The organism is Kitasatospora mediocidica KCTC 9733, from assembly GCF_000744225.1.
In the GTDB taxonomy this organism is placed as follows: domain Bacteria; phylum Actinomycetota; class Actinomycetes; order Streptomycetales; family Streptomycetaceae; genus Kitasatospora; species Kitasatospora mediocidica.
This window is the reverse complement of sequence record NZ_JQLN01000005.1, coordinates 2,346,578-2,363,698: the sequence shown is the minus strand read 5'-3', so window position 1 is coordinate 2,363,698 and position 17,121 is coordinate 2,346,578. Positions and strand designations below refer to the sequence as shown.

The window sequence follows — 17,121 nt, the reverse complement described above, 5'->3', positions numbered from 1 at the left end:
GTCAGCGCGCCTTGCGCCGGGAGCCCGGGCGGCGCTCGCTGGGGCGATACACCGGCTCGCCCGCCGAGGTGGCGGCGTCCCGGCGTCCCGCGCCGAAGTCCGCCAGGGCCTGCGCCAGCGCGGAAGCGGACGGCGCGGGGGCCATCACGTCGACGCGAAGGCCGTGCTCCTCGGCGGTCTTGGCGGTGGCCGGACCGATGCAGGCGATGATGGTGACGTTGTGCGGCTTGCCGGCGATGCCGACCAGGTTGCGCACGGTCGAGGACGAGGTGAAGAGCACCGCGTCGAAGCCGCCGCCCTTGATCGCCTCGCGGGTCTCGGCCGGCGGGGGCGAGGCGCGCACGGTGCGGTACGCCGTCACGTCGTCCACCTCCCAGCCGAGTTCGACCAAGCCTGCCACCAGCGTCTCGGTGGCGATGTCGGCACGCGGCAGCAGCACCCGGTCGATCGGGTCGAAGACCGGGTCGTACGGCGGCCAGTCCTCCAGCAGGCCGGCCGCGGACTGCTCGCCGGACGGGACCAGGTCGGGCTTGACGCCGAAGTCGACGAGCGCCTGCGCGGTGGTCTCGCCGACCGCCGCGACCTTGATCCCGGCGAACGCGCGGGCGTCCAGGCCGTACTCCTCGAACTTCTCGCGCACCGCGCGCACCGCGTTCACCGAGGTGAAGGCGATCCACTCGTAGCGCCCGGTCACCAGGCCCTTGATGGCCCGCTCCATCTGCTGCGGGGTGCGCGGCGGTTCGACCGCGATGGTCGGCACCTCCTGCGGCACCGCGCCGTAGGAGCGCAGCTGCTCGGAGAGGCCGGTGGCCTGCTCCTTGGTCCGCGGCACCAGGACGTTCCAGCCGAACAGCGGCTTGGTCTCGAACCAGGAGTGCGAGGAGCGGTGCGCGACCTGCTCGCCGACCACGGCTATCACCGAGGTCGCCGGGTCCACCGGAGCGGAGACCGGCGAGGGCAGCACCCGGGCGGCCTTCAGCTCGGCGGCTATCGTCGCCAGGGTGGCGGTGAAGGTCCGCTGACGGGTCGTCGTGCCGGAGAGCGTGGCGCAGAGCGCGGCGTCCGGCTTGCGGCCGTGCGTGACCAGCGCGGCCGCGGTGGCCGGCAGCTGGCCGAGCGTGGTGCGCACCACCAGGGTGGTCTCGGGCGCGCCGAGGTCCACCAGGGCGCCGGCGACCAGCGCGGCGCCGTCCACGAAGCGCACGTCGGCGCCGTTGCTGCCGCGCAGCGGGACGCCGGCGTAGGCGGGCACGCCGACCGACTGGGCGACCCCGGGGATCACCTCGAAGGCCAGTCCGGCCTTGGCGCAGCAGAGCATCTCCTCGGCGGCGCGGCCGTCCAGACCCGGGTCGCCGTCGACGGTGCGGACCACGTGCTTGCCGGCCTGGACCGCGTCGGCGACCAGCTTGGCGAGCGAGGCGGCGTCGCCCCACCCGCCGATGTCGGTGGCGGTGGCGCTCTCCCCGTCCGGTCCGGCGGGGGTCCGCACCTGCACGCCCTCGGGGCAGTGCGTGCGGACGGCCGCGGCGGTGAGCGGGTCGGCGATCAGGATGTCGGCCGAGGCCAGCACCTCGACCGCACGCAGGGTCAGCAGACCGGGGTCACCCGGGCCCGCGCCGAGGAAGGTGCAGCGTCCGGACCGATCGGCGGTGGCGGTGGGGCTCATCAGGCTCGCTCCCCCATCAGACCGGCCGCTCCGCCGTCGAGCAGCCGGGCGGCGAGGGCGTGGCCGAGGGCCGCCGCCTGCCGTTCGGCCGTCTCGTCGAGCACGAGCGGGCCAGTGGTGGACATCATCAGCAAGGTGGCGCCGTCGATGGTGCCGACGACGCCCTCCAGCCGCAGTTCGGATCTGCTGCTCACGGTCGCCAGTGCGGCGACGGGGGCGGAGCAGCCGGCCTCCAGGGCGGCCAGCAGGGCGCGTTCCGCGACGACGGCGACGCGGGTGGGTGCGTGGTCGAGCGCGCCGAGGGCGGCGGCCAGCTCGACGGCGTCGGCCCGGCACTCGATGGCGAGTGCTCCCTGGCCGGGGGCCGGAAGCATCAGCTCGGGGTCGAGGTGCTGGGTGACCTCGGTGCCGCGGCCGAGCCGGTTGAGACCGGCGGTGGCCAGCACGACGGCGTCCAGCTCACCGGAGTGCACGAAGCCGATCCGGGTGTCGACGTTGCCGCGGATCGCGACCGTCTCGATCGAGGCGCCGTTGGCGGCGGCCCAGGCGTTCAGCTGGGCCATCCGGCGCGGGGAGCCGGTGCCTATCCGGGCCGGGCGGCCCACGCACTTCTCGACCAGCTCGGCCAGGTCCAGGCCCTCGCGGGCGACCAGGGCGTCCCGGACGTCCTCGCGCTCGGGGACGGCTGCCAGCAGCAGGCCCTCCGGGTCGGCGGTGGGCAGGTCCTTCAGCGAGTGCACCGCGAGGTCGATCCGGCCCTCCAGGAGCGCGTCGCGCAGGGCGGAGACGAAGACGCCGGTACCGCCGATCTGCGCGAGGTGCTCCCGGGAGGTGTCGCCGTAGGTGGTGATCTCCACCAGCTCGACGGGCCGCCCGGTGACCCGGGCGACCTCCCGGGCAACCATGCCCGACTGGGCCATCGCCAGCGCACTGCGCCGGGTGCCCAGCCGCAGCGGTATCGTTTCGGCGTCCAACTGGCCCTGTCGGGTACTCAGCTGACCATTCATCACGTGATCATCCCGGTCGTGCTGGTGGTCGATATGGTGGTTCATCGGGCCGCTCCGCCCGCGAGACTACCGCCGGCGGCCTGCGCCTGCGGTACGACCGGCGTTCCGGACACCGCGTGCACGGCGCCCGGGTCGAGGTCGAAGAGTTCGCGCAGCGCGTCCGCGTAGGAGGCGCCGCCCGGTTCGGCGGCGAGCTGCTTGACCCGCACCGTCGGTGCGTGCAGCAGCTTGTCGACCACCCGGCGGACGGTCTGCGCCATCTCGGCGCGGGAGCGTTCGTCCAGCGTGGGCAGTCGCGCGTCGAGGCGGGCCAGCTCGGCGCCGACCACCTCGGAGGCCATCGCGCGCAGGGCGACGACGGTGGGGGCGATCCGGGCCGCGCGCTGCGCGGCACCGAAGGCGGCCACCTCGTCGGCGACGATCTTGGTGACCGCGTCGACGTCGCCGGCGCCCGGCGTCGCGGCGTCGGCCTGCGAGAGCGACTCCAGGTCGACCAGCAGCGCGCCGGGCAGCTCGTGGACCTCGTGGTCCACGTCGCGCGGCATCGCCAGGTCGAGGAAGGCCAGCGGGCTGTCCGCCGCGCGGGAGGCCACCGCAGCGGCGACGTCGGCCGCGGCGATCACCGCGCCGGCCGAGCCGGTACAGGAGATCACCAGGTCCACGTCGGCCAGCGCCTGCGGCACCTTGGCGAACTCGACGGTACGGGCGCCCAGGCCGGCGGCCAGCCGCTCGGCGCGCTCGGGCGTCCGGTTGGCGATCAGCAGGTCACTGACACCGGCCCGGGAGAGCGTGGCGGCGGCCAGCGAGCTCATCGAGCCCGCGCCCACCACCAGCGCCCGCTTGCCCGCGATCGGTCCCGCACCGGCGGCGATCTGGTCCAGGCCGAAGGTGACCAGCGACTGGCCGGCCCGGTCGATCCCGGTCTCGCTGTGCGCGCGCTTGCCGACCCGCAGCGCCTGCTGGAAGAGCTCGTTCAGGCCGCGGCCCGCCGTGTGCTCCTCCTGGGCGCGGGCCAGCCCGTCGCGCAGCTGACCCAGGATCTGGCCCTCGCCGACCACCATCGAGTCCAGACCGCAGGCCACCGAGAAGAGGTGGTGGACGGCGCGGTCCTCGTAGTGGACGTAGAGGTGGGCGGTGAGCTCCTCCAGGTCCACCCCGCTGTGGTGGGCGAGCAGCAGCGACAGCTCGGCGACGCCGGCGTGGAACTTGTCCACGTCCGCGTACAGCTCGATGCGGTTGCAGGTGTTGAGCAGGGCCGCCTCGGAGACGGTGGCCGTGGCGGCCGCGTCGTGCAGCAGGCGGGTGGGGACGTCCCCGGTGAGCGCTGCGCGCTCCAGGACGCCGACGGGGGCGGTGCGGTGGCTGAGACCGACGACGAGCAGACTCATGCGCCCGCCTCGCTTCGCTCGGCAGCCGACGAGTCGGACGCGCCGCTTTTCATGATGACCTCGCTGCGCTCGCTCATGCCGGCATCACCGCGGGCCGGTCCGAGTCGCTCTCGGCCTTCTCGGCCTTCGCGTCCTTGGCCGCACCGGCCGCCCGGCGCAGCTTGGCGGCGGCCGCGCGGACCGGGCCGGGGGCGCGGTCCAGCACGGACTCCTCGGCGCTGCGGCCCTGGTCGGGCTCCTCGCCCGCCTTGCGCTGCTCGTGGAAGGCCAGGATCTGGAGCTCTATCGAGAGGTCCACCTTGCGCACGTCCACGCCGTCCGGGACGGTCAGCACGGTCGGCGCGAAGTTCAGGATGCTGGTGACGCCCGCCTCGACCAGCCGGTCGCAGACCTGCTGGGCGGCGCCCGGCGGCGTGGTGATCACGCCGATGGAGACGTGCTGGCTCTCCACGATCGCCTCCAGCTCGTCCATGTGCCGCACCGGCAGGCCGGCCGCGCTGCTGCCGACCACGGTCGGGTCGGCGTCCAGCAGGGCCGCCACCCGGAAGCCGCGGGAGGCGAAGCCGCCGTAGTTGGCGAGCGCGTGCCCGAGGTTTCCGATCCCGACGATCACGACGGGCCAGTCCTGGGTCAGGCCCAGCTCACGGGAGATCTGGTACACGAGGTACTCGACGTCGTAGCCCACGCCCCGGGTTCCGTACGAACCCAGGTAGGAGAAGTCCTTGCGGAGCTTGGCGGAGTTGACCCCCGCGGCGGCGGCCAGCTCCTCCGAGGAGACGGTCGGCACCGAGCGCTCGGAGAGCGCGGTCAGCGCGCGCAGGTAGAGCGGGAGTCGGGCGACTGTCGCCTCGGGGATACCGCGGGCGCGCGTCTGACGTCCCACAGGGGTGCGGCGCATGGAGCCTCCGTCGGCAGGGCTGGGGGGCGAGGACTTCGGGGTGGATCGGCCGATTGCCACGGTGCTCCTGTGGGTGAAGCTGGGCTTTGGCTGCCAGGCTATGCGTTTGTGAACGTGTGCACAAAGATGGTGTCCGTTTTGTCCCGCCACAGTGACGCGCATCACGCTTCGTACCCCACCTGCCGGCGGAGCTGCGCCCGACCTCGGCCCCGGACCTGACGCGGCACGCCCAGCCGGGGCCAGGCCAGCGCCGATGCCTCGCGGAGCTGCTCGGTCCAGTCCGCGGGCGGACCGGCCGGCGGGTGCGTGAGGTGCCGCAGCAGGGCCGCCGACGCCCGGGCGTCGGCGAGTGCGCAGTGGGCGGCGAAGGCGCCGAGTCCGGCCGCCGCCACACAGGCGGCGAGGCCGAATCCGCCGGCCTCGGGGAGGTGACGGCGGGCCAGGCGCATGGTGCAGAGCAGCGGGACCGGCGGCAGCGGCACCCCGATCCGGGCGAACTCGCGCTCCAGGAAGGCCCGGTCACAGCTGACATGGTGGCCCACCAGGACGCGTCCGGCCAGCAGTTCGAGCAGAAACGGTGCGATCTCGCGAAAACGCGGCGCGCCGACGACGTCGTCCTGCGCTATCCGGTGCACGTGGGTGGGGCCGACCGGACCGTTCGGGTCGACCAGGGTGGCGAACTCCGCCTCGACCCGCAGCGCGCGGTCCAGCAGCACCACGCCGACCTCCACCACCCGGTGGCGCCACGGGCTGCTGCCGCTGGCCTCGATGTCGACCACCGCGAACCCGCCGGCCGCCGGCGAGAGGGCCCGCCCGGGAACCATGGCTGCCCTCCTCCGAGTTCGACCCCTCCAGTAGTGCGGAACGAGGTAGATCGTAGGCAGAGCAGAGCCCGGATTCATCGACGTTATCGAGTCGTTCCGGCAACGATTCGGCCTAGCGCACCCGCCGAACGGCGGGGGTAGGACGGTGTATCGGAGCCGGCCGACTCAGCGCAGCAGGGCCGCGCGCAACCGCTTCTCGTCGACCCGCCAGAAGTCGTGCTGCCTGCCGTCGATCAGGGTCACCGGGATCTGCTCGGCATAGAGGCGGTAGAGCTCGGGGTCCTCGGTGATGTCGCGCTCCTCGAAGGAGCTGCCGAGTTCGGCCACGACCTGAGTGATCACCTCACGGGCCTGGTCGCAGAGATGACAGCCGGGCTTCCCGATCAGGGTGACCGTACGGTCGGCGGGCTCGGGACTCTTGGCACGGCGCAGCAGTGGGCTCACCGCCCCATTGTGCGCCGCCACCGCGCTCACCCCGGCCATCTCGGCTGACTATGCTCGGTGCCATGGCCGCGCTGCGAAGGCTCACTCAGGCAAGGCGTTCCTCCTCCGAGCGGACCGCCCTGGCGGGCGAGGCCGCCGCCGACGCCGCCGAGCAGGCGCTCCGGGCGGCTCCCGCACCCGCGGAGGAGGTCGAGGACGGCGCCGCTCCGGCGGACCACCCGCACGCCGCCGCGTTCTTCGACTGCGACAACACGATCCTGCAGGGCGCCGCGGTCTTCTACCTCGGCGTCGGCCTCTACCGGCGGAAGTTCTTCAGCCGCCGCGACGTCGCCAGGTTCGCCTGGCAGCAGGCCTGGTTCCGGCTGCACGGCACCGAGGACCCGGCCCACATCGCCGACGCCCAGCACACCGCGTTGTCGCTGGTGGCCGGCAAGCGGACCGCCGACCTGGAGGCGATCTGCGAGGAGATCTTCGAGGACATCGTCGCCGCCAAGGTCTGGCCCGGCACCCGGGCGCTGGTGCAGATGCACCTGGACGCCGGGCAGCGGGTCTGGCTGGTGACCGCCGCGCCGCTGGAGGTGGCCCGGATCATCGCCCGCCGGCTCGGCATGACCGGCGCGCTGGGGACCGTCGCGGAGGCGCAGGACGGCGTCTACACCGGGCGACTGGTCGGCCAGATGCTGCACGGCCCGGCGAAGGCGGCCGCGGTCGGCGCACTCGCCCGGCGCGAGCGGCTGGAACTCGGCCACTGCGCCGCCTACAGCGACTCGGCCAACGACATCCCGATGCTCTCGCTGGTCGGGCATCCGTTCGTGGTCAACCCGGACGCCGCGCTGCGCCGCCACGCCCGGGCTCAGGGGTGGCGGGTGCAGGATTTCCGGACCGGCCGGAAGGCGGCCCGGATCGGCATCCCGGCGGCGGTGCTGCTCGGTGCGGTGGCAGGGGCGACGGTGGCGGGCGTGGCCCTGCGACGCCGCCGGAGCTGACGTTTCGTCACCGTCCCTGCTGGCAGGGTCCGATGACCGGATCTGATCGTTCGAACGCGCCGAAAAGTCTGGGGTTGGCGGGCCTCCGGGCAGGGAAACCGCCGCGCCGACCTCGAAATTGGTCACAGTAGGCCACCGAGCGGTCACGTTCAGCGGGCAGTTCGGAGCTTTGTTCGGTCACTTTCAGCTCATATACCACGCGAAGTGGATCCCAATCGACCACTTCGGCCACAGGGTGTAGCTGTCATTGCACAAAGCGTTATTCTCTCCTGGATGCACGCCCAACCCACGTGTCCCCCCGGCGGGGTGACAAGGAGTGTGCACTCCGCGCAGGCGGAGGTGATCCGTCCACAGTTCTGCCTCTGGGAGTCCCGTGTACCCACCCGTCCGGAACGACGCGCCTGCTCCCGCCCGCCCGTCGCCCGCCGCCAACGCCAGCACCGTTCCCGCCATCGCCTCGCGCAATCTCCGCCTGCTTCGCTCCCTGCTCCGCAGCCAGCTGATCCTGGCCTCGCCCCAACTGGTCCCGGCCGGCGTCCCGTTCGCACCGGGTGTCGCGCTGCGCAGTACGGCGGCGGGCGGTGCCGGCACGCGCAGCCGCAGCGCCACGCCCGGCGGCACCGGTACCCGCGGCCGCTCCCGGACGCTGCCACCGCCGGGGGTCGAGTCCGAGAACCCGATCATGGATCTGGTCGAACGGGCCCAGGCCGGCGAGAGCGAGGCCTTCGGGCGGCTCTACGACCACTACTGCGACACGGTCTACCGCTACATCTACTACCGGGTCGGCAGCCGGGCCACCGCCGAGGACCTCACCAGCGAGACCTTCCTGCGGGCGCTGCGCAGGATCGGCACCTTCACCTGGCAGGGCCGGGACTTCGGCGCCTGGCTGGTGACCATCGCCCGCAACCTGGTCGCCGACCACTTCAAGTCCAGCCGCTTCCGGCTTGAGGTCACCACGGGCGAGATGCTGGACTCCAACGAGTGCGAACGCAGCCCCGAGGACTCGGTGCTGGAGTCACTCTCCAACGCGGCCCTGCTGGACGCCGTCCACCGGCTCAACCCGCAGCAGCAGGAGTGCGTCACGCTGCGTTTCCTGCAGGGCCTCTCGGTGGCCGAGACGGCCCGCATCATGGGCAAGAACGAGGGGGCGATCAAGACGCTGCAGTACCGCGCCGTCCGCACCCTGGCCCGGTTGCTGCCGCCTGACGCGCGATGACCATATCTCCACACGAATCAGCTCAACAGTCACCCCACGGGCCGTTCTTACACATCCGGGTGAATGGGCGGTCACATGATCACTCGTGCGTAACCGACCCCCCTCGCCACTCGTTGCCCAGCGTGCAAACCACCTCGGGTCGCGCGGTCAAGCCAAGTCGCGCACAGTCACCCGATGGAGTGGATTTGGCCCGCCGAGGCAACCGTCCGGCAGGCCGGGGAGTCGACAACGACGAAGGGAGGTGTGGCCCGTGACGGCAAACGTGCTGGAGCACCGGCGGGCGAAGGCCTTCGCCGATGCGCTGGAGGCCCACCGGACAGGACAACCGGCGAGCAATCCGGGGATGGGTGAACTCCTCGACACGGCGCAGGCATTGCGTGCGACCACCGTGCCGGGCCTGGACCTTGAGGTCCGGGTCACCCAACGCGCCCAACTGATGGCCGCGTTCGAGCAGGCGATGGCCGGCGGCGGACTGCCGACGGTGCCGAACCAGCGCAGCCACCGGGCAGAGCGGGTCGGCCGACGGCGGCGCTGGGGCAAGCGGTTCGCGATCGGCGGGCTGGTGGCGGGAGTGACCGTCGGCAGCTTCGCGGGGGTCGCCGCCGCGAGCACCGCGGCGCTGCCCGGCGACACCCTCTACGGCATGAAGCGCGGCCTGGAGGGCCTGCGACTGGACCTGGCCGGCTCGGACGCCGAACGCGGCGCCCTGCTGCTCGACCAGGCCTCCACCCGGCTGGCCGAGGCGCGCAGCCTGGTCGGCCGCACGGACAGCCCGGCGGCGCTGAGCCCGGCCACGGTGGCCAAGCTCGGCGAGGCGCTGGACGACATGCACGCCGAGGCGGCCAAGGGCCGGGAGCTGCTGCGCTCGGTCTACCGCTCCAACGGCTCGCTGGACCCGATGCGCAAGCTGGCGGCCTTCTCCGAGGGCCAGGACGACCACTGGGCGCAGCTGCAGGGCCGACTGCCCTCGCAGCTGACCCCGGTGGCCGGTCAGATGGACCAGCTCTTCGGCGACATGAGCGAGGACGTCGCACCGCTGCACCTGGACCCGCAGGCCGGCCACGGCTCGACGGCCCAGCCGGCCGGCGCGCCGAGCGGCTCGTCCCCGTCCGCGACCGGCGACGGCCTGCCGGGCGCGGACCAGGGCTCCGCACCGGCGGCCGGGTCGTCCGGCCAGGCGGGCGACGGTCACCCGTCGGCCGACAGCAGCGCTGGACAGGGCGCGCAGCAGGGCGGTCAGGGCTCCGGCTCGACCTCCGGCGGCGCGGTCGGCGGCCAGGTGAACGGCCTGGTCAACGGACTGACGGGCAGCCTGACGGGGGCCGGCAAGTCGGCGGCCACCCCGTCCGGTTCGCCGCAGGGCGGCGCCGTCGGCGCCCCCGGCGCGGGTCAGCAGTCGGGTGCTCCGGTCACCGGCGCCTCGCCGAGCGGCGCACCGCAGCTGGACCCGGGGCTGAACCTGCCGCCGCTCATCCCGGGCCTGCTGCCCGGGCTCGGGCTGACCGGGGGCTGAGCAGGTCACCGCTGAGCAGGTCACCGCTGGGCAAGTCCGCAGGGCCCGCACGCTCGTCGAGTGTGCGGGCCCTGCGGACTGTGTCGGTCAGTGGAGGCTCAGGAGGCCCGGCACGGGCTCAGGAGGGCTTCAGAAGAAGACCGAGCGCCGCTGCACCAGCAGCCGGTAGAGGGTGTGCTGGATGGTCTCGCGCACCTCGTCCGTCAGGTTGAAGACCAGCATCGGGTCGTCCGCCGCCTCCGGCGGGTGGGTGTCGGTCCGGATCGGCTCACCGAACTGGATGGTCCACTTCGTCGGCAACGGGATCGCGCCGAGCGGCCCGAGCCACGGGAAGGTCGGCGTGATCGGCACGTACGGCAGGCCCAGCAGCCTGGCCAGCGTCTTGGCGTTGCCGAGCATCGGGTAGGTCTCCTCCGCCCCGACGATCGAGCAGGGCACGATCGGCACCTGCGCCCGCAGCGCCGAGGCCACGAAGCCGCCGCGCCCGAAGCGCTGCAGCTTGTAGCGGTCCGCGAACGGCTTGCCGATCCCCTTGAACCCCTCCGGCCAGACCCCCACCACCTCGCCGCGCTCCAGCAGCGCCTGGGCGTCCTCGTTGCAGGCCAGCGTGTGCCCGGCCTTGCGGGCCAGCTCGCCGACGCCCGGGAGCACGAAGACCAGGTCCGCCGCGAGCATCCGCAGGTGCCGGCGACCGGGGTGGTGGTCGTGGATGGCCACCTGGGTCATCAGCGCGTCCAGCGGGACCGTCCCCGAGTGGTTGGCGACCACCAGGGCGCCGCCCTCGGCGGGGATGTTCTCGATCCCGCGGACCTCGATCCGGAAGTACTTCTCGGCCAGCGGGCGCAGCGCCGAGAGGAAGACCTCCTCGGTGAGCTCACGGTCGAAGCCGAACTCGTCCACCTCGTAGTCGCCGGTGATCCGGCGGCGCAGGAAGGCCAGGCCGTTGGCCGCGCGGCCCTCCCAGCCCTTGCCGAGCACCGACTCCGCCACCGGCCCGAGCCGGCCGGACAGCGCCCCGCCGACCGCGTCGGCCAGCATCGAGGCGAAGGCGCCCACCCCGGCGCCGTCCCCGTCGTTCGGGGTCCAGCTCGGTGCCGTCTCGATCGGGATGACCTTGGCCTGCCCGGTCGCTCGCTCTCTCGCCGCCGTCATCCTCGGTTCAGCTCCTGTCGGTTCGGGTCGGGTGCTCGGGGCCCAGCAGTGCGGTGAGGCGGTCGGTGACCGCGGCCAGCCGCTCCGGGGGCAGCAGGCCGCCGTGCTGCGACGCGGCGAAGTCGCCGAACGCCTCCGGGGTGCTGAACCGCGGCTGGTAGCCGAAGGTCTCGCGCAACTGGGTGGTGTCCACCACACGGCCGTGCGTGAGCAGGCCGATCTGCTCGGGAGAGAAGTCGGTGACGCGGGTCTGCCGGGCCAGCGCGGCCACCCAGCCGAGCGCGGGCAGCAGTATCGGCACGGTCGGCCGGCCGAGCCGGCGGGCGCACTGGGAGAGCAGCAGGACGCCCTCGCCCGCGACGTTGAAGGTCCCGGTGTTGGTGGTGCCGCGGGCCGGGTCCAGGGCGGCCAGCCGGAGCACCTCGACGGCGTCGTCCTCGTGGACGAACTGCAGCCGCGGGTCGTAGCCGAGCGCGGTGGGCAGCACCGGCAGCGCGAAGTACTCGCTCAGCGGCGTGTCGGCGGCCGGACCGACGATGTTGGCGAACCGCAGCACGCTCACCGCGACGTCCGGCCGGCGCCGGCCGAAGCCGCGCACGTACCCCTCGACCTCGGCGGCGTCCTTGGCGAAACCACCGGACGGCAGGTGTTTGGGCTGCGTCCGCTCGCCGAAGACCGCCGGGTCGCGCGGGGTCGAGCCGTAGACCCCGGTGGTCGACTTCACCACCAGCCGCTCCAGCGTGCCCGACTGCTGGCAGGCACCGAGCAGCTGCATGGTGCCGATGACGTTGATCTCCTTGACCGCCGCGCGGCCGGGAGCGCCCGGGTTGGTGGCGCTGACGTTGAGGTGCACCACGGTGTCGACGTCGTGCTCGGCGAGGACCCGGGCGATCGCCGGGCGGCGCAGGTCGGCGCGGGCGAAGACGTACGGCGCGACGGGCGTGTCGGACTCCGGGAACTGCTCGGGAGTGTGCCGGGCGGGTTCGACGTCGACGCCGACCACCAGCTCCACACCCGGCTGCCGGCGGATCCGCTCGGCGAAGCGGGCCCCCAGGTGGCGGGCCACCCCGGTGACGAGCACGACCTTGCCCACTGTGTGCCGCCCTCCCTGTGCCGGACCTGTACCGGACCGTGTCTGCACCGTACCGCTTCAGGGCCCGGAAAATGACGCTGCCCGCCCCGGCCAGAAGGCCGGGGCGGGCAGCAGCACAGCTGGAGCGAGGCTCAAGCAGGTGTTACTTCTTGTTACGACGCTGCACGCGGGTCCGCTTCAGAAGCTTGCGGTGCTTCTTCTTGGCCATACGCTTGCGACGCTTCTTGATGACAGAGCCCACGGAACAACCCTCGCTCACTGAGACTCCCGCCCGTGAGAGACGGAGTCCATACGACTGACGGAGGGCCTAGCCTACCGTCCGCGCGCCCAGCCCTGTAATCGGGACCTGCCGACCCCTCCGTCAGGCGCTCTGGCGCCCCACGTAGGAGTCCTTCAGGTAGTCGTGCACAGCCTGCTCGGGGACCCGGAAGGAGCGGCCGACCCGGATGGCCGGAAGCTCTCCACCGTGCACCAATCGGTACACCGTCATCTTGGACACCCGCATGACCGAGGCGACTTCCGCCACGGTCAGGAAATTGACCTCTTGCAAGGGGCGTTCGCCGGAACCCATGACCTCACCCGACCCTTTATCCGTGTGCAAGGCACCGGCTTCCCCTCCGGTGACTCCACCGACACACGCGTATCCCCAGAGTAGTTGCGGGTGGTACCAGTGGGAAGAGGGGGGTAACGAGTCCTTGGACGGTCAGAGATCCGCCTGTTGCAGTACATAGTCGGTCAGCGGTCTGTAGCAGGCCGGCTGCGCTCCGTCGTCCATCGGGACGGCCACCGCGACCGTCCGCTCGGCCTCGCCGACGAACGGGGCGGGGTCGTTGGAGTCCGCCGGGCCGCCCGCCGGCACGCCCAGCCGGCCCGCGCCGCAGAGCCAGCCGTGGTCGCCCAGCAGCAGGTCGGGCGGGGGGTGCCCGGCCTCGGCCAGGGCCGCCAGGAGCAGCCGTACGGGCTGCGCCGAGTGGGTGTGCAGCAGGTCGGATCCGGAGCCGAGTCTCCCAGTCCTGGCGGGCCCGTCAAGCGCCCGCAGCACGGCCACCGGGCCGAGGTAGTCCACGGCGCAGAGCCGGTCGCCGGAGGGCGTGGGCGTGCGGAGGCGCGCGCCCCGGGCAGGCGTGCGAACGGCGCACCCCGCGCCGGCGAGCGCCGTCACGAGCGCCCCGTGGAAGCCCGCCAACTGGGTGGGATGCCCGGTACCGGCCAGGACGCTGCCCCGCCGCTCGGCGGTTCGGCGCAGCAGCGCGGCCAGCCGGTCGAGGGCGGCCACCGTGCGCTCCGGGTCGATCCGGTCCGGCCCCTGCCCGTAGCCGAACTCGGGACGCACGCCGCACCGTTCGGCCATCAGGTCGAGCACCGCGGCCGGTCCCCAGCGCCCCTCCGGGTCCAGCCCCATCAGGGCCTCCGGGTCGCCCTGGCCGAACAGCCGGTAGCTGCGCAGGTTCTTCTGCCGGGGCGTCGGGATGTTCGGACCGGCCAGCCGGCGGCGGACCAGGTGGTCCAGGAGTTCCGCGCGGTCGGGCGCGGACCGGGTCACGGCAGCAGGCCGTGCTGGGGGAAGACCGCCCGGCGGGTGGCCAGGATCGCCTGGTCGAGGCGGTCCCCCGGGTCGTAGCCGGAGTCGGTGAAGTCCCGCCAGAGCGGCTCTGCGCCGTCGGTCATCCGCGCCGGGGCCGGTCTGCGGGTCAGCCGGTAGACCTCCGCGCGCCACTCCTCGGGCGTCTCGGTGGCCGGGTCCACCGGACGGCCGGCGGCGGTGGCCACCAGATGCGTCCAGGTGCGCGGCACCACGTCGGCGATCGCGTATCCGCCCCCGCCCAGGGCCACCCAGCGGCCCTCGCAGTGCCGGTGGGCCAGCTCGTGCAGGCTGCGGGCCACCTCGCGCTGGGCGTCCACGCTGACCGTGAGGTGGGCCAGTGGGTCCTCGGTGTGGGTGTCCGCGCCGTGCTGGGTGACCAGGACCTGCGGGCGGAAGCCGGCCAGCAGCTCGGGCACCACCGCGTGGAAGGCGCGCAGCCAGCCCGCGTCGCCGGTGCCGGCCGGCAGCGGGAGGTTGGCGGCCGAGCCGGGGGCCGACTCGCCGCCGGTCTCGGTGGGCCAGCCGGTCTGCGGGAAGAGCGTGCTGGGGTGCTCGTGGAGCGAGACGGTGAGCACCCGCGGGTCGTCCCAGAAGGCGTGCTGGACGCCGTCGCCGTGGTGCACGTCCATGTCCACGTAGGCGACCCGCTCGGCGCCGAGTTCGAGCAGCCGGGCGATGGCGAGGGCGGCGTCGTTGTACACGCAGAAGCCGGAGGCCTGGCCGGGCATCGCGTGGTGCAGGCCGCCGGCGAAGTTGACGGCGTGTCGGGCCGGCCCGCGCCAGACCGCCTCGGCCGCGCCCACCGACTGGCCGGCGATCAGCGCGGAGGCGGTGTGGATGGCCGGGAAGGCCGGGTTGTCCTCGGTGCCCAGGCCGTGGCGTTCGTCCAGCTCACCCGGGTGCAGGGCCGCGTGACGGACCGCCTCGACGTACTCGGCGCGGTGGACCAGCCGCAGCGTGGAGTCGCCGGCCGGCGGCGCGGCGGACACCGTCACGCCGGGGGCGTCCGGCAGCCCCAGCGCCTCGACCAGCCGCATGGTGAGCGCGAGCCGGGTCGGGTCCATCGGGTGCCCCGGGCCGAAGTCGTAGGCGGTGACGGCCTCGTCCCAGAAGAGGTGCAGGCCACAGGGCTGGTCAGGCTCGGCTTGGGGCATGGTCCAACGGTAGCGGGCGGACCGCGGCGGGTGCGAAGTGCCCGGCGAGCGGGACCACCAGCAGGACCAGCAGCATCGGGGCGATCAGCGCCCACCGGTACGAACTCGCCCCGGCGATCGCGCCGACCAACGGCGAACCGACCAGGAAGCCGACGTAGTTGAAGAGGTTCAGCCGGGCCACCGCCGCGTCCGAGTCCTGCGGGAAGAGCCGCCCGCCGGCCGCGAAGACCTGCGGGATGATCGCGCAGATGCCGATCCCCAGCACGGTGAACCCGGCGATCCCGGCCCAGGCGGCGGGCGCCAGCGCGGCCAGGCCGAAGCCGACCGCCGCGACCCCGGCACCGGTACGGACCACCGTCACCGCACCCCAGCGCTGCACCGTGCGGTCGCCGACGGTCCGTCCCAGCAGCAGCGCCACCATGTAGCCGGCGTAGGCCAGCGCGGCCACCTGGTCGGAGCTGTGCAGCGTCTCGGTGAGGTACTTGGCGCTCCAGTTGGAGACCGTCGAGTCGGCGATGTACGCGAACGCCATCGCGGCGCAGAGCGGCAGCAGCGGGCGCCACGGGATCGAGCGGGCGGCGGCGGCCACCGCCTCGCGGACCGCGTCGCCCAGCTCCGCCGGGCCGGCGAAGAACCGGCCGGCCACCAGCGCGGCCGGGATCAGCACCGCCGTACTCGCCCCGAACAGGGTGAGCAGCGACAGGTGCGCGCCGGCGCTGGCGAGCAGCGCGCCGATGATGCCGCCGAGGCTGAACGCCGCGTGGAAGCCGAGCATGATGGAGCGTCCGTAACGATGCTGGAGGCCGACGCCGAGCATGTTCATGCTGGCGTCCAGCGCCCCGACCAGCAGCCCGAAGGCGGACAGCGCCAGGCCCAGCGCCCAGAGCCCGTCGCCGGCCCCCACTCCCACCAGGGTCAGACAGACGGCCGGCTGCACGATCCGCAGCACCGTGCGCGGACTGGTCCGCTTGACCAGCTGCTCGGAGGTGATCGAGCCGACGCCCGCCAGGATCGGCACCGCGGCCAGGAAGATCGTCAGCGTCCCGTCGCTCAGCCCGTAGTGCCGCTGGATCCCCGGGATCCGGGTGACCAGCAGCGCGAAGGTGGTGCCCTGGAGCAGAAAGCTGACCAGCAGCGCGGTGCGGGCCTGCCGCAGCCGGGCCGTGACCTCGGTGGACATCCGACACCTCGCTCACCACCGGCACAGTCCTACTGACCGGTACGAAGATATTGGCGCGAGCGTAGGGGGTCCGCCGGATTTTGGGGAGGGGTCGAACACAACGATCGGGAGGGGGCACCACGTGGGTGCCCCCCTCTGCGCGGAGCAGCGGACGTCAGGAGGACGTCAGGCGGAGGTCAGGCGGAGGTCAGGCGGAGGTCAGGTCACCGGGGCGGTCCAGGCCGCGTCCCAGGTCTGCGGGCCGACCACGCCGTCGACCCCAAGGTTTTTCTCCTGCTGGAACTGGCGGCAGACACTCGCCGAGGCCGGCCCGTACCAGCCGTCCGCGGTGATCGACCAGCCTCTCTGCGCCATCTGCCGTTGCCAGGTCTGCACGTTGCCGTCGTGCAGCATCGGCGTCTGGACGCGCAGGTACTCGCCGGGCCAGGCGGGGTAGCCGGCGGCGGGGGCGGGCGCCGGCGGGGCGGGCGGGGTGACGGGCTGCGACGGCACCGAACCGCCGGGGCGAGGGGCCCCGGAGTGCACCCAGGCGTACAGCGCATCGCCGGGGCAGTCGGTGTTGTAGCCGTCCCGGTGGCCGAGGATCTCGCCCCCGGCACCGTTCTGCTGCAGGTACTCGATGGCATCACGCAGGCCGTTGAGCAGCGACGCGCTGTCCTGCTCGTCCGTACCGACGATGGCGCAGACCGCGTAGTCCGCGCGGTTGAGCGCCTGGTCCCCGTTCGCGCCGGACTCCTTGCCCGCACCACGCCCCTCGAAGACGTAACCATGTCCGCAGACAAGCAGGTTGTACGCGATGTCGACCCAGCCCTCCGTGGGGTTGCTGAGGTGCTCCTGGCGGATGGAGCGGACCTCGGCCGCGCACTCGGAGTGGTCGGGAGTCGAGTACGGCCCCCCGATCCAGTGGACCTTGACGCCCTGTGCGCTCGGAAGATCGGCGGCCGGGGTGGTGGAAGGCGCGCCCCACTGGGCGCGGGTGACGAACTGCATGATGGCTCCTGTTCATGAGTGGTCC

Annotated in this window: 17 protein-coding genes; 3 read left to right on the top strand and 14 right to left on the bottom strand. The window is 73.2% G+C overall.

What is annotated here, in order from left to right:
- Position 1: 1 nt before the first annotated feature.
- The 6 genes from BS80_RS24560 to BS80_RS24535 form a co-directional block, all read right to left on the bottom strand.
- Positions 2-1,666, bottom strand: coding sequence for a bifunctional uroporphyrinogen-III C-methyltransferase/uroporphyrinogen-III synthase (locus tag BS80_RS24560; protein ID WP_035800685.1), 1,665 nt, complete (start codon positions 1,664-1,666; stop codon positions 2-4).
- Positions 1,666-2,673 (bottom strand): hydroxymethylbilane synthase, encoded by a 1,008-nt coding sequence (hemC, locus tag BS80_RS24555; protein ID WP_051967194.1) that lies wholly within the window; start codon positions 2,671-2,673, stop codon positions 1,666-1,668. Before hemC ends, BS80_RS24560 begins: the two co-directional genes overlap by 1 nt.
- Before the next feature lie 41 nt (positions 2,674-2,714).
- Complete coding sequence (locus BS80_RS24550) at positions 2,715-4,061, bottom strand: glutamyl-tRNA reductase (RefSeq protein ID WP_051967000.1); 1,347 nt, start codon at positions 4,059-4,061, stop codon at positions 2,715-2,717.
- A 73-nt stretch (positions 4,062-4,134) separates the two neighbouring features.
- Entirely contained in the window at positions 4,135-4,959 is an 825-nt protein-coding gene (locus BS80_RS24545; protein WP_035800683.1) for a redox-sensing transcriptional repressor Rex, read from the bottom strand.
- Positions 4,960-5,120: 161 nt separating this feature from the next.
- The gene (locus tag BS80_RS24540; RefSeq protein ID WP_083975164.1) at positions 5,121-5,783 is read right to left on the bottom strand and encodes a 3'-5' exonuclease; all 663 of its coding nucleotides are present in this window, start codon (positions 5,781-5,783) and stop codon (positions 5,121-5,123) included.
- 165 nt (positions 5,784-5,948) lie between these two features.
- A complete protein-coding gene (locus BS80_RS24535; RefSeq protein ID WP_035802751.1) occupies positions 5,949-6,227 on the bottom strand; it encodes a glutaredoxin family protein in 279 nt (92 codons plus the stop codon).
- 62 nt (positions 6,228-6,289) lie between these two features.
- Between BS80_RS24535 and BS80_RS24530 the strand changes: the two genes are divergently transcribed.
- From BS80_RS24530 to BS80_RS24520, 3 genes are all read left to right on the top strand, one after another.
- Complete coding sequence (locus BS80_RS24530; protein WP_035802749.1) at positions 6,290-7,213, top strand: HAD family hydrolase; 924 nt, start codon at positions 6,290-6,292, stop codon at positions 7,211-7,213.
- Positions 7,214-7,586: 373 nt separating this feature from the next.
- Positions 7,587-8,429 (top strand): ECF subfamily RNA polymerase sigma factor, BldN family, encoded by an 843-nt coding sequence (locus tag BS80_RS24525; RefSeq protein WP_083975162.1) that lies wholly within the window; start codon positions 7,587-7,589, stop codon positions 8,427-8,429.
- A gap of 250 nt (positions 8,430-8,679) precedes the next feature.
- Positions 8,680-9,942 (top strand): DUF5667 domain-containing protein, encoded by a 1,263-nt coding sequence (locus BS80_RS24520; protein WP_063772044.1) that lies wholly within the window; start codon positions 8,680-8,682, stop codon positions 9,940-9,942.
- A gap of 129 nt (positions 9,943-10,071) precedes the next feature.
- Here BS80_RS24520 and BS80_RS24515 read toward each other — a convergent pair whose 3' ends face one another.
- From BS80_RS24515 to BS80_RS24485, 8 genes are all read right to left on the bottom strand, one after another.
- Positions 10,072-11,094 carry a lysophospholipid acyltransferase family protein gene (locus tag BS80_RS24515; protein ID WP_035800681.1) on the bottom strand — a complete coding sequence of 341 codons (1,023 nt, stop codon included), beginning with the start codon at positions 11,092-11,094 and terminating at the stop codon, positions 10,072-10,074.
- A 7-nt stretch (positions 11,095-11,101) separates the two neighbouring features.
- Complete coding sequence (locus BS80_RS24510; RefSeq protein ID WP_035800679.1) at positions 11,102-12,187, bottom strand: NAD-dependent epimerase/dehydratase family protein; 1,086 nt, start codon at positions 12,185-12,187, stop codon at positions 11,102-11,104.
- A 142-nt stretch (positions 12,188-12,329) separates the two neighbouring features.
- Complete coding sequence (locus BS80_RS39705; protein WP_003948845.1) at positions 12,330-12,428, bottom strand: 30S ribosomal protein bS22; 99 nt, start codon at positions 12,426-12,428, stop codon at positions 12,330-12,332.
- Positions 12,429-12,548: 120 nt separating this feature from the next.
- Complete coding sequence (locus BS80_RS24505; protein ID WP_035802745.1) at positions 12,549-12,758, bottom strand: helix-turn-helix domain-containing protein; 210 nt, start codon at positions 12,756-12,758, stop codon at positions 12,549-12,551.
- Positions 12,759-12,890: 132 nt separating this feature from the next.
- Positions 12,891-13,730, bottom strand: a complete 840-nt coding sequence (locus BS80_RS24500; RefSeq protein WP_051966997.1) for a phosphatase — start codon at positions 13,728-13,730, stop codon at positions 12,891-12,893.
- Positions 13,727-14,926: an acetoin utilization protein AcuC gene (locus BS80_RS24495; protein ID WP_051966996.1), complete on the bottom strand. Its 1,200-nt coding sequence runs from the start codon at positions 14,924-14,926 to the stop codon at positions 13,727-13,729. Before BS80_RS24495 ends, BS80_RS24500 begins: the two co-directional genes overlap by 4 nt.
- A complete protein-coding gene (locus BS80_RS24490; protein ID WP_035800676.1) occupies positions 14,907-16,106 on the bottom strand; it encodes an MFS transporter in 1,200 nt (399 codons plus the stop codon). The genes BS80_RS24495 and BS80_RS24490 overlap by 20 nt, the downstream gene beginning before the upstream one ends.
- Positions 16,107-16,304: 198 nt before the next feature.
- Positions 16,305-17,096, bottom strand: a complete 792-nt coding sequence (locus BS80_RS24485; RefSeq protein WP_035800673.1) for a peptidoglycan recognition protein family protein — start codon at positions 17,094-17,096, stop codon at positions 16,305-16,307.
- Positions 17,097-17,121 lie beyond the last annotated feature (25 nt).

Excerpts from the sequence above, each read along its gene's own strand:
- BS80_RS24540 (WP_083975164.1), bottom strand. The coding sequence starts at position 5,783 with ATGGTTCCCGGGCGGGCCCTCTCGCCGGCGGCCGGCGGGTTCGCGGTG.
- BS80_RS24490 (WP_035800676.1), bottom strand. The coding sequence starts at position 16,106 with ATGTCCACCGAGGTCACGGCCCGGCTGCGGCAGGCCCGCACCGCGCTG.
- BS80_RS24495 (WP_051966996.1), bottom strand. The coding sequence starts at position 14,926 with ATGCCCCAAGCCGAGCCTGACCAGCCCTGTGGCCTGCACCTCTTCTGG.
- BS80_RS24550 (WP_051967000.1), bottom strand. The coding sequence starts at position 4,061 with ATGAGTCTGCTCGTCGTCGGTCTCAGCCACCGCACCGCCCCCGTCGGC.
- BS80_RS24560 (WP_035800685.1), bottom strand. The coding sequence starts at position 1,666 with ATGAGCCCCACCGCCACCGCCGATCGGTCCGGACGCTGCACCTTCCTC.
- BS80_RS24515 (WP_035800681.1), bottom strand. The coding sequence starts at position 11,094 with ATGACGGCGGCGAGAGAGCGAGCGACCGGGCAGGCCAAGGTCATCCCG.
- BS80_RS24485 (WP_035800673.1), bottom strand. The coding sequence starts at position 17,096 with ATGCAGTTCGTCACCCGCGCCCAGTGGGGCGCGCCTTCCACCACCCCG.
- hemC (WP_051967194.1), bottom strand. The coding sequence starts at position 2,673 with ATGAATGGTCAGCTGAGTACCCGACAGGGCCAGTTGGACGCCGAAACG.
- BS80_RS24545 (WP_035800683.1), bottom strand. The coding sequence starts at position 4,959 with ATGCGCCGCACCCCTGTGGGACGTCAGACGCGCGCCCGCGGTATCCCC.
- BS80_RS24530 (WP_035802749.1), top strand. The coding sequence starts at position 6,290 with ATGGCCGCGCTGCGAAGGCTCACTCAGGCAAGGCGTTCCTCCTCCGAG.
- BS80_RS24505 (WP_035802745.1), bottom strand. The coding sequence starts at position 12,758 with ATGGGTTCCGGCGAACGCCCCTTGCAAGAGGTCAATTTCCTGACCGTG.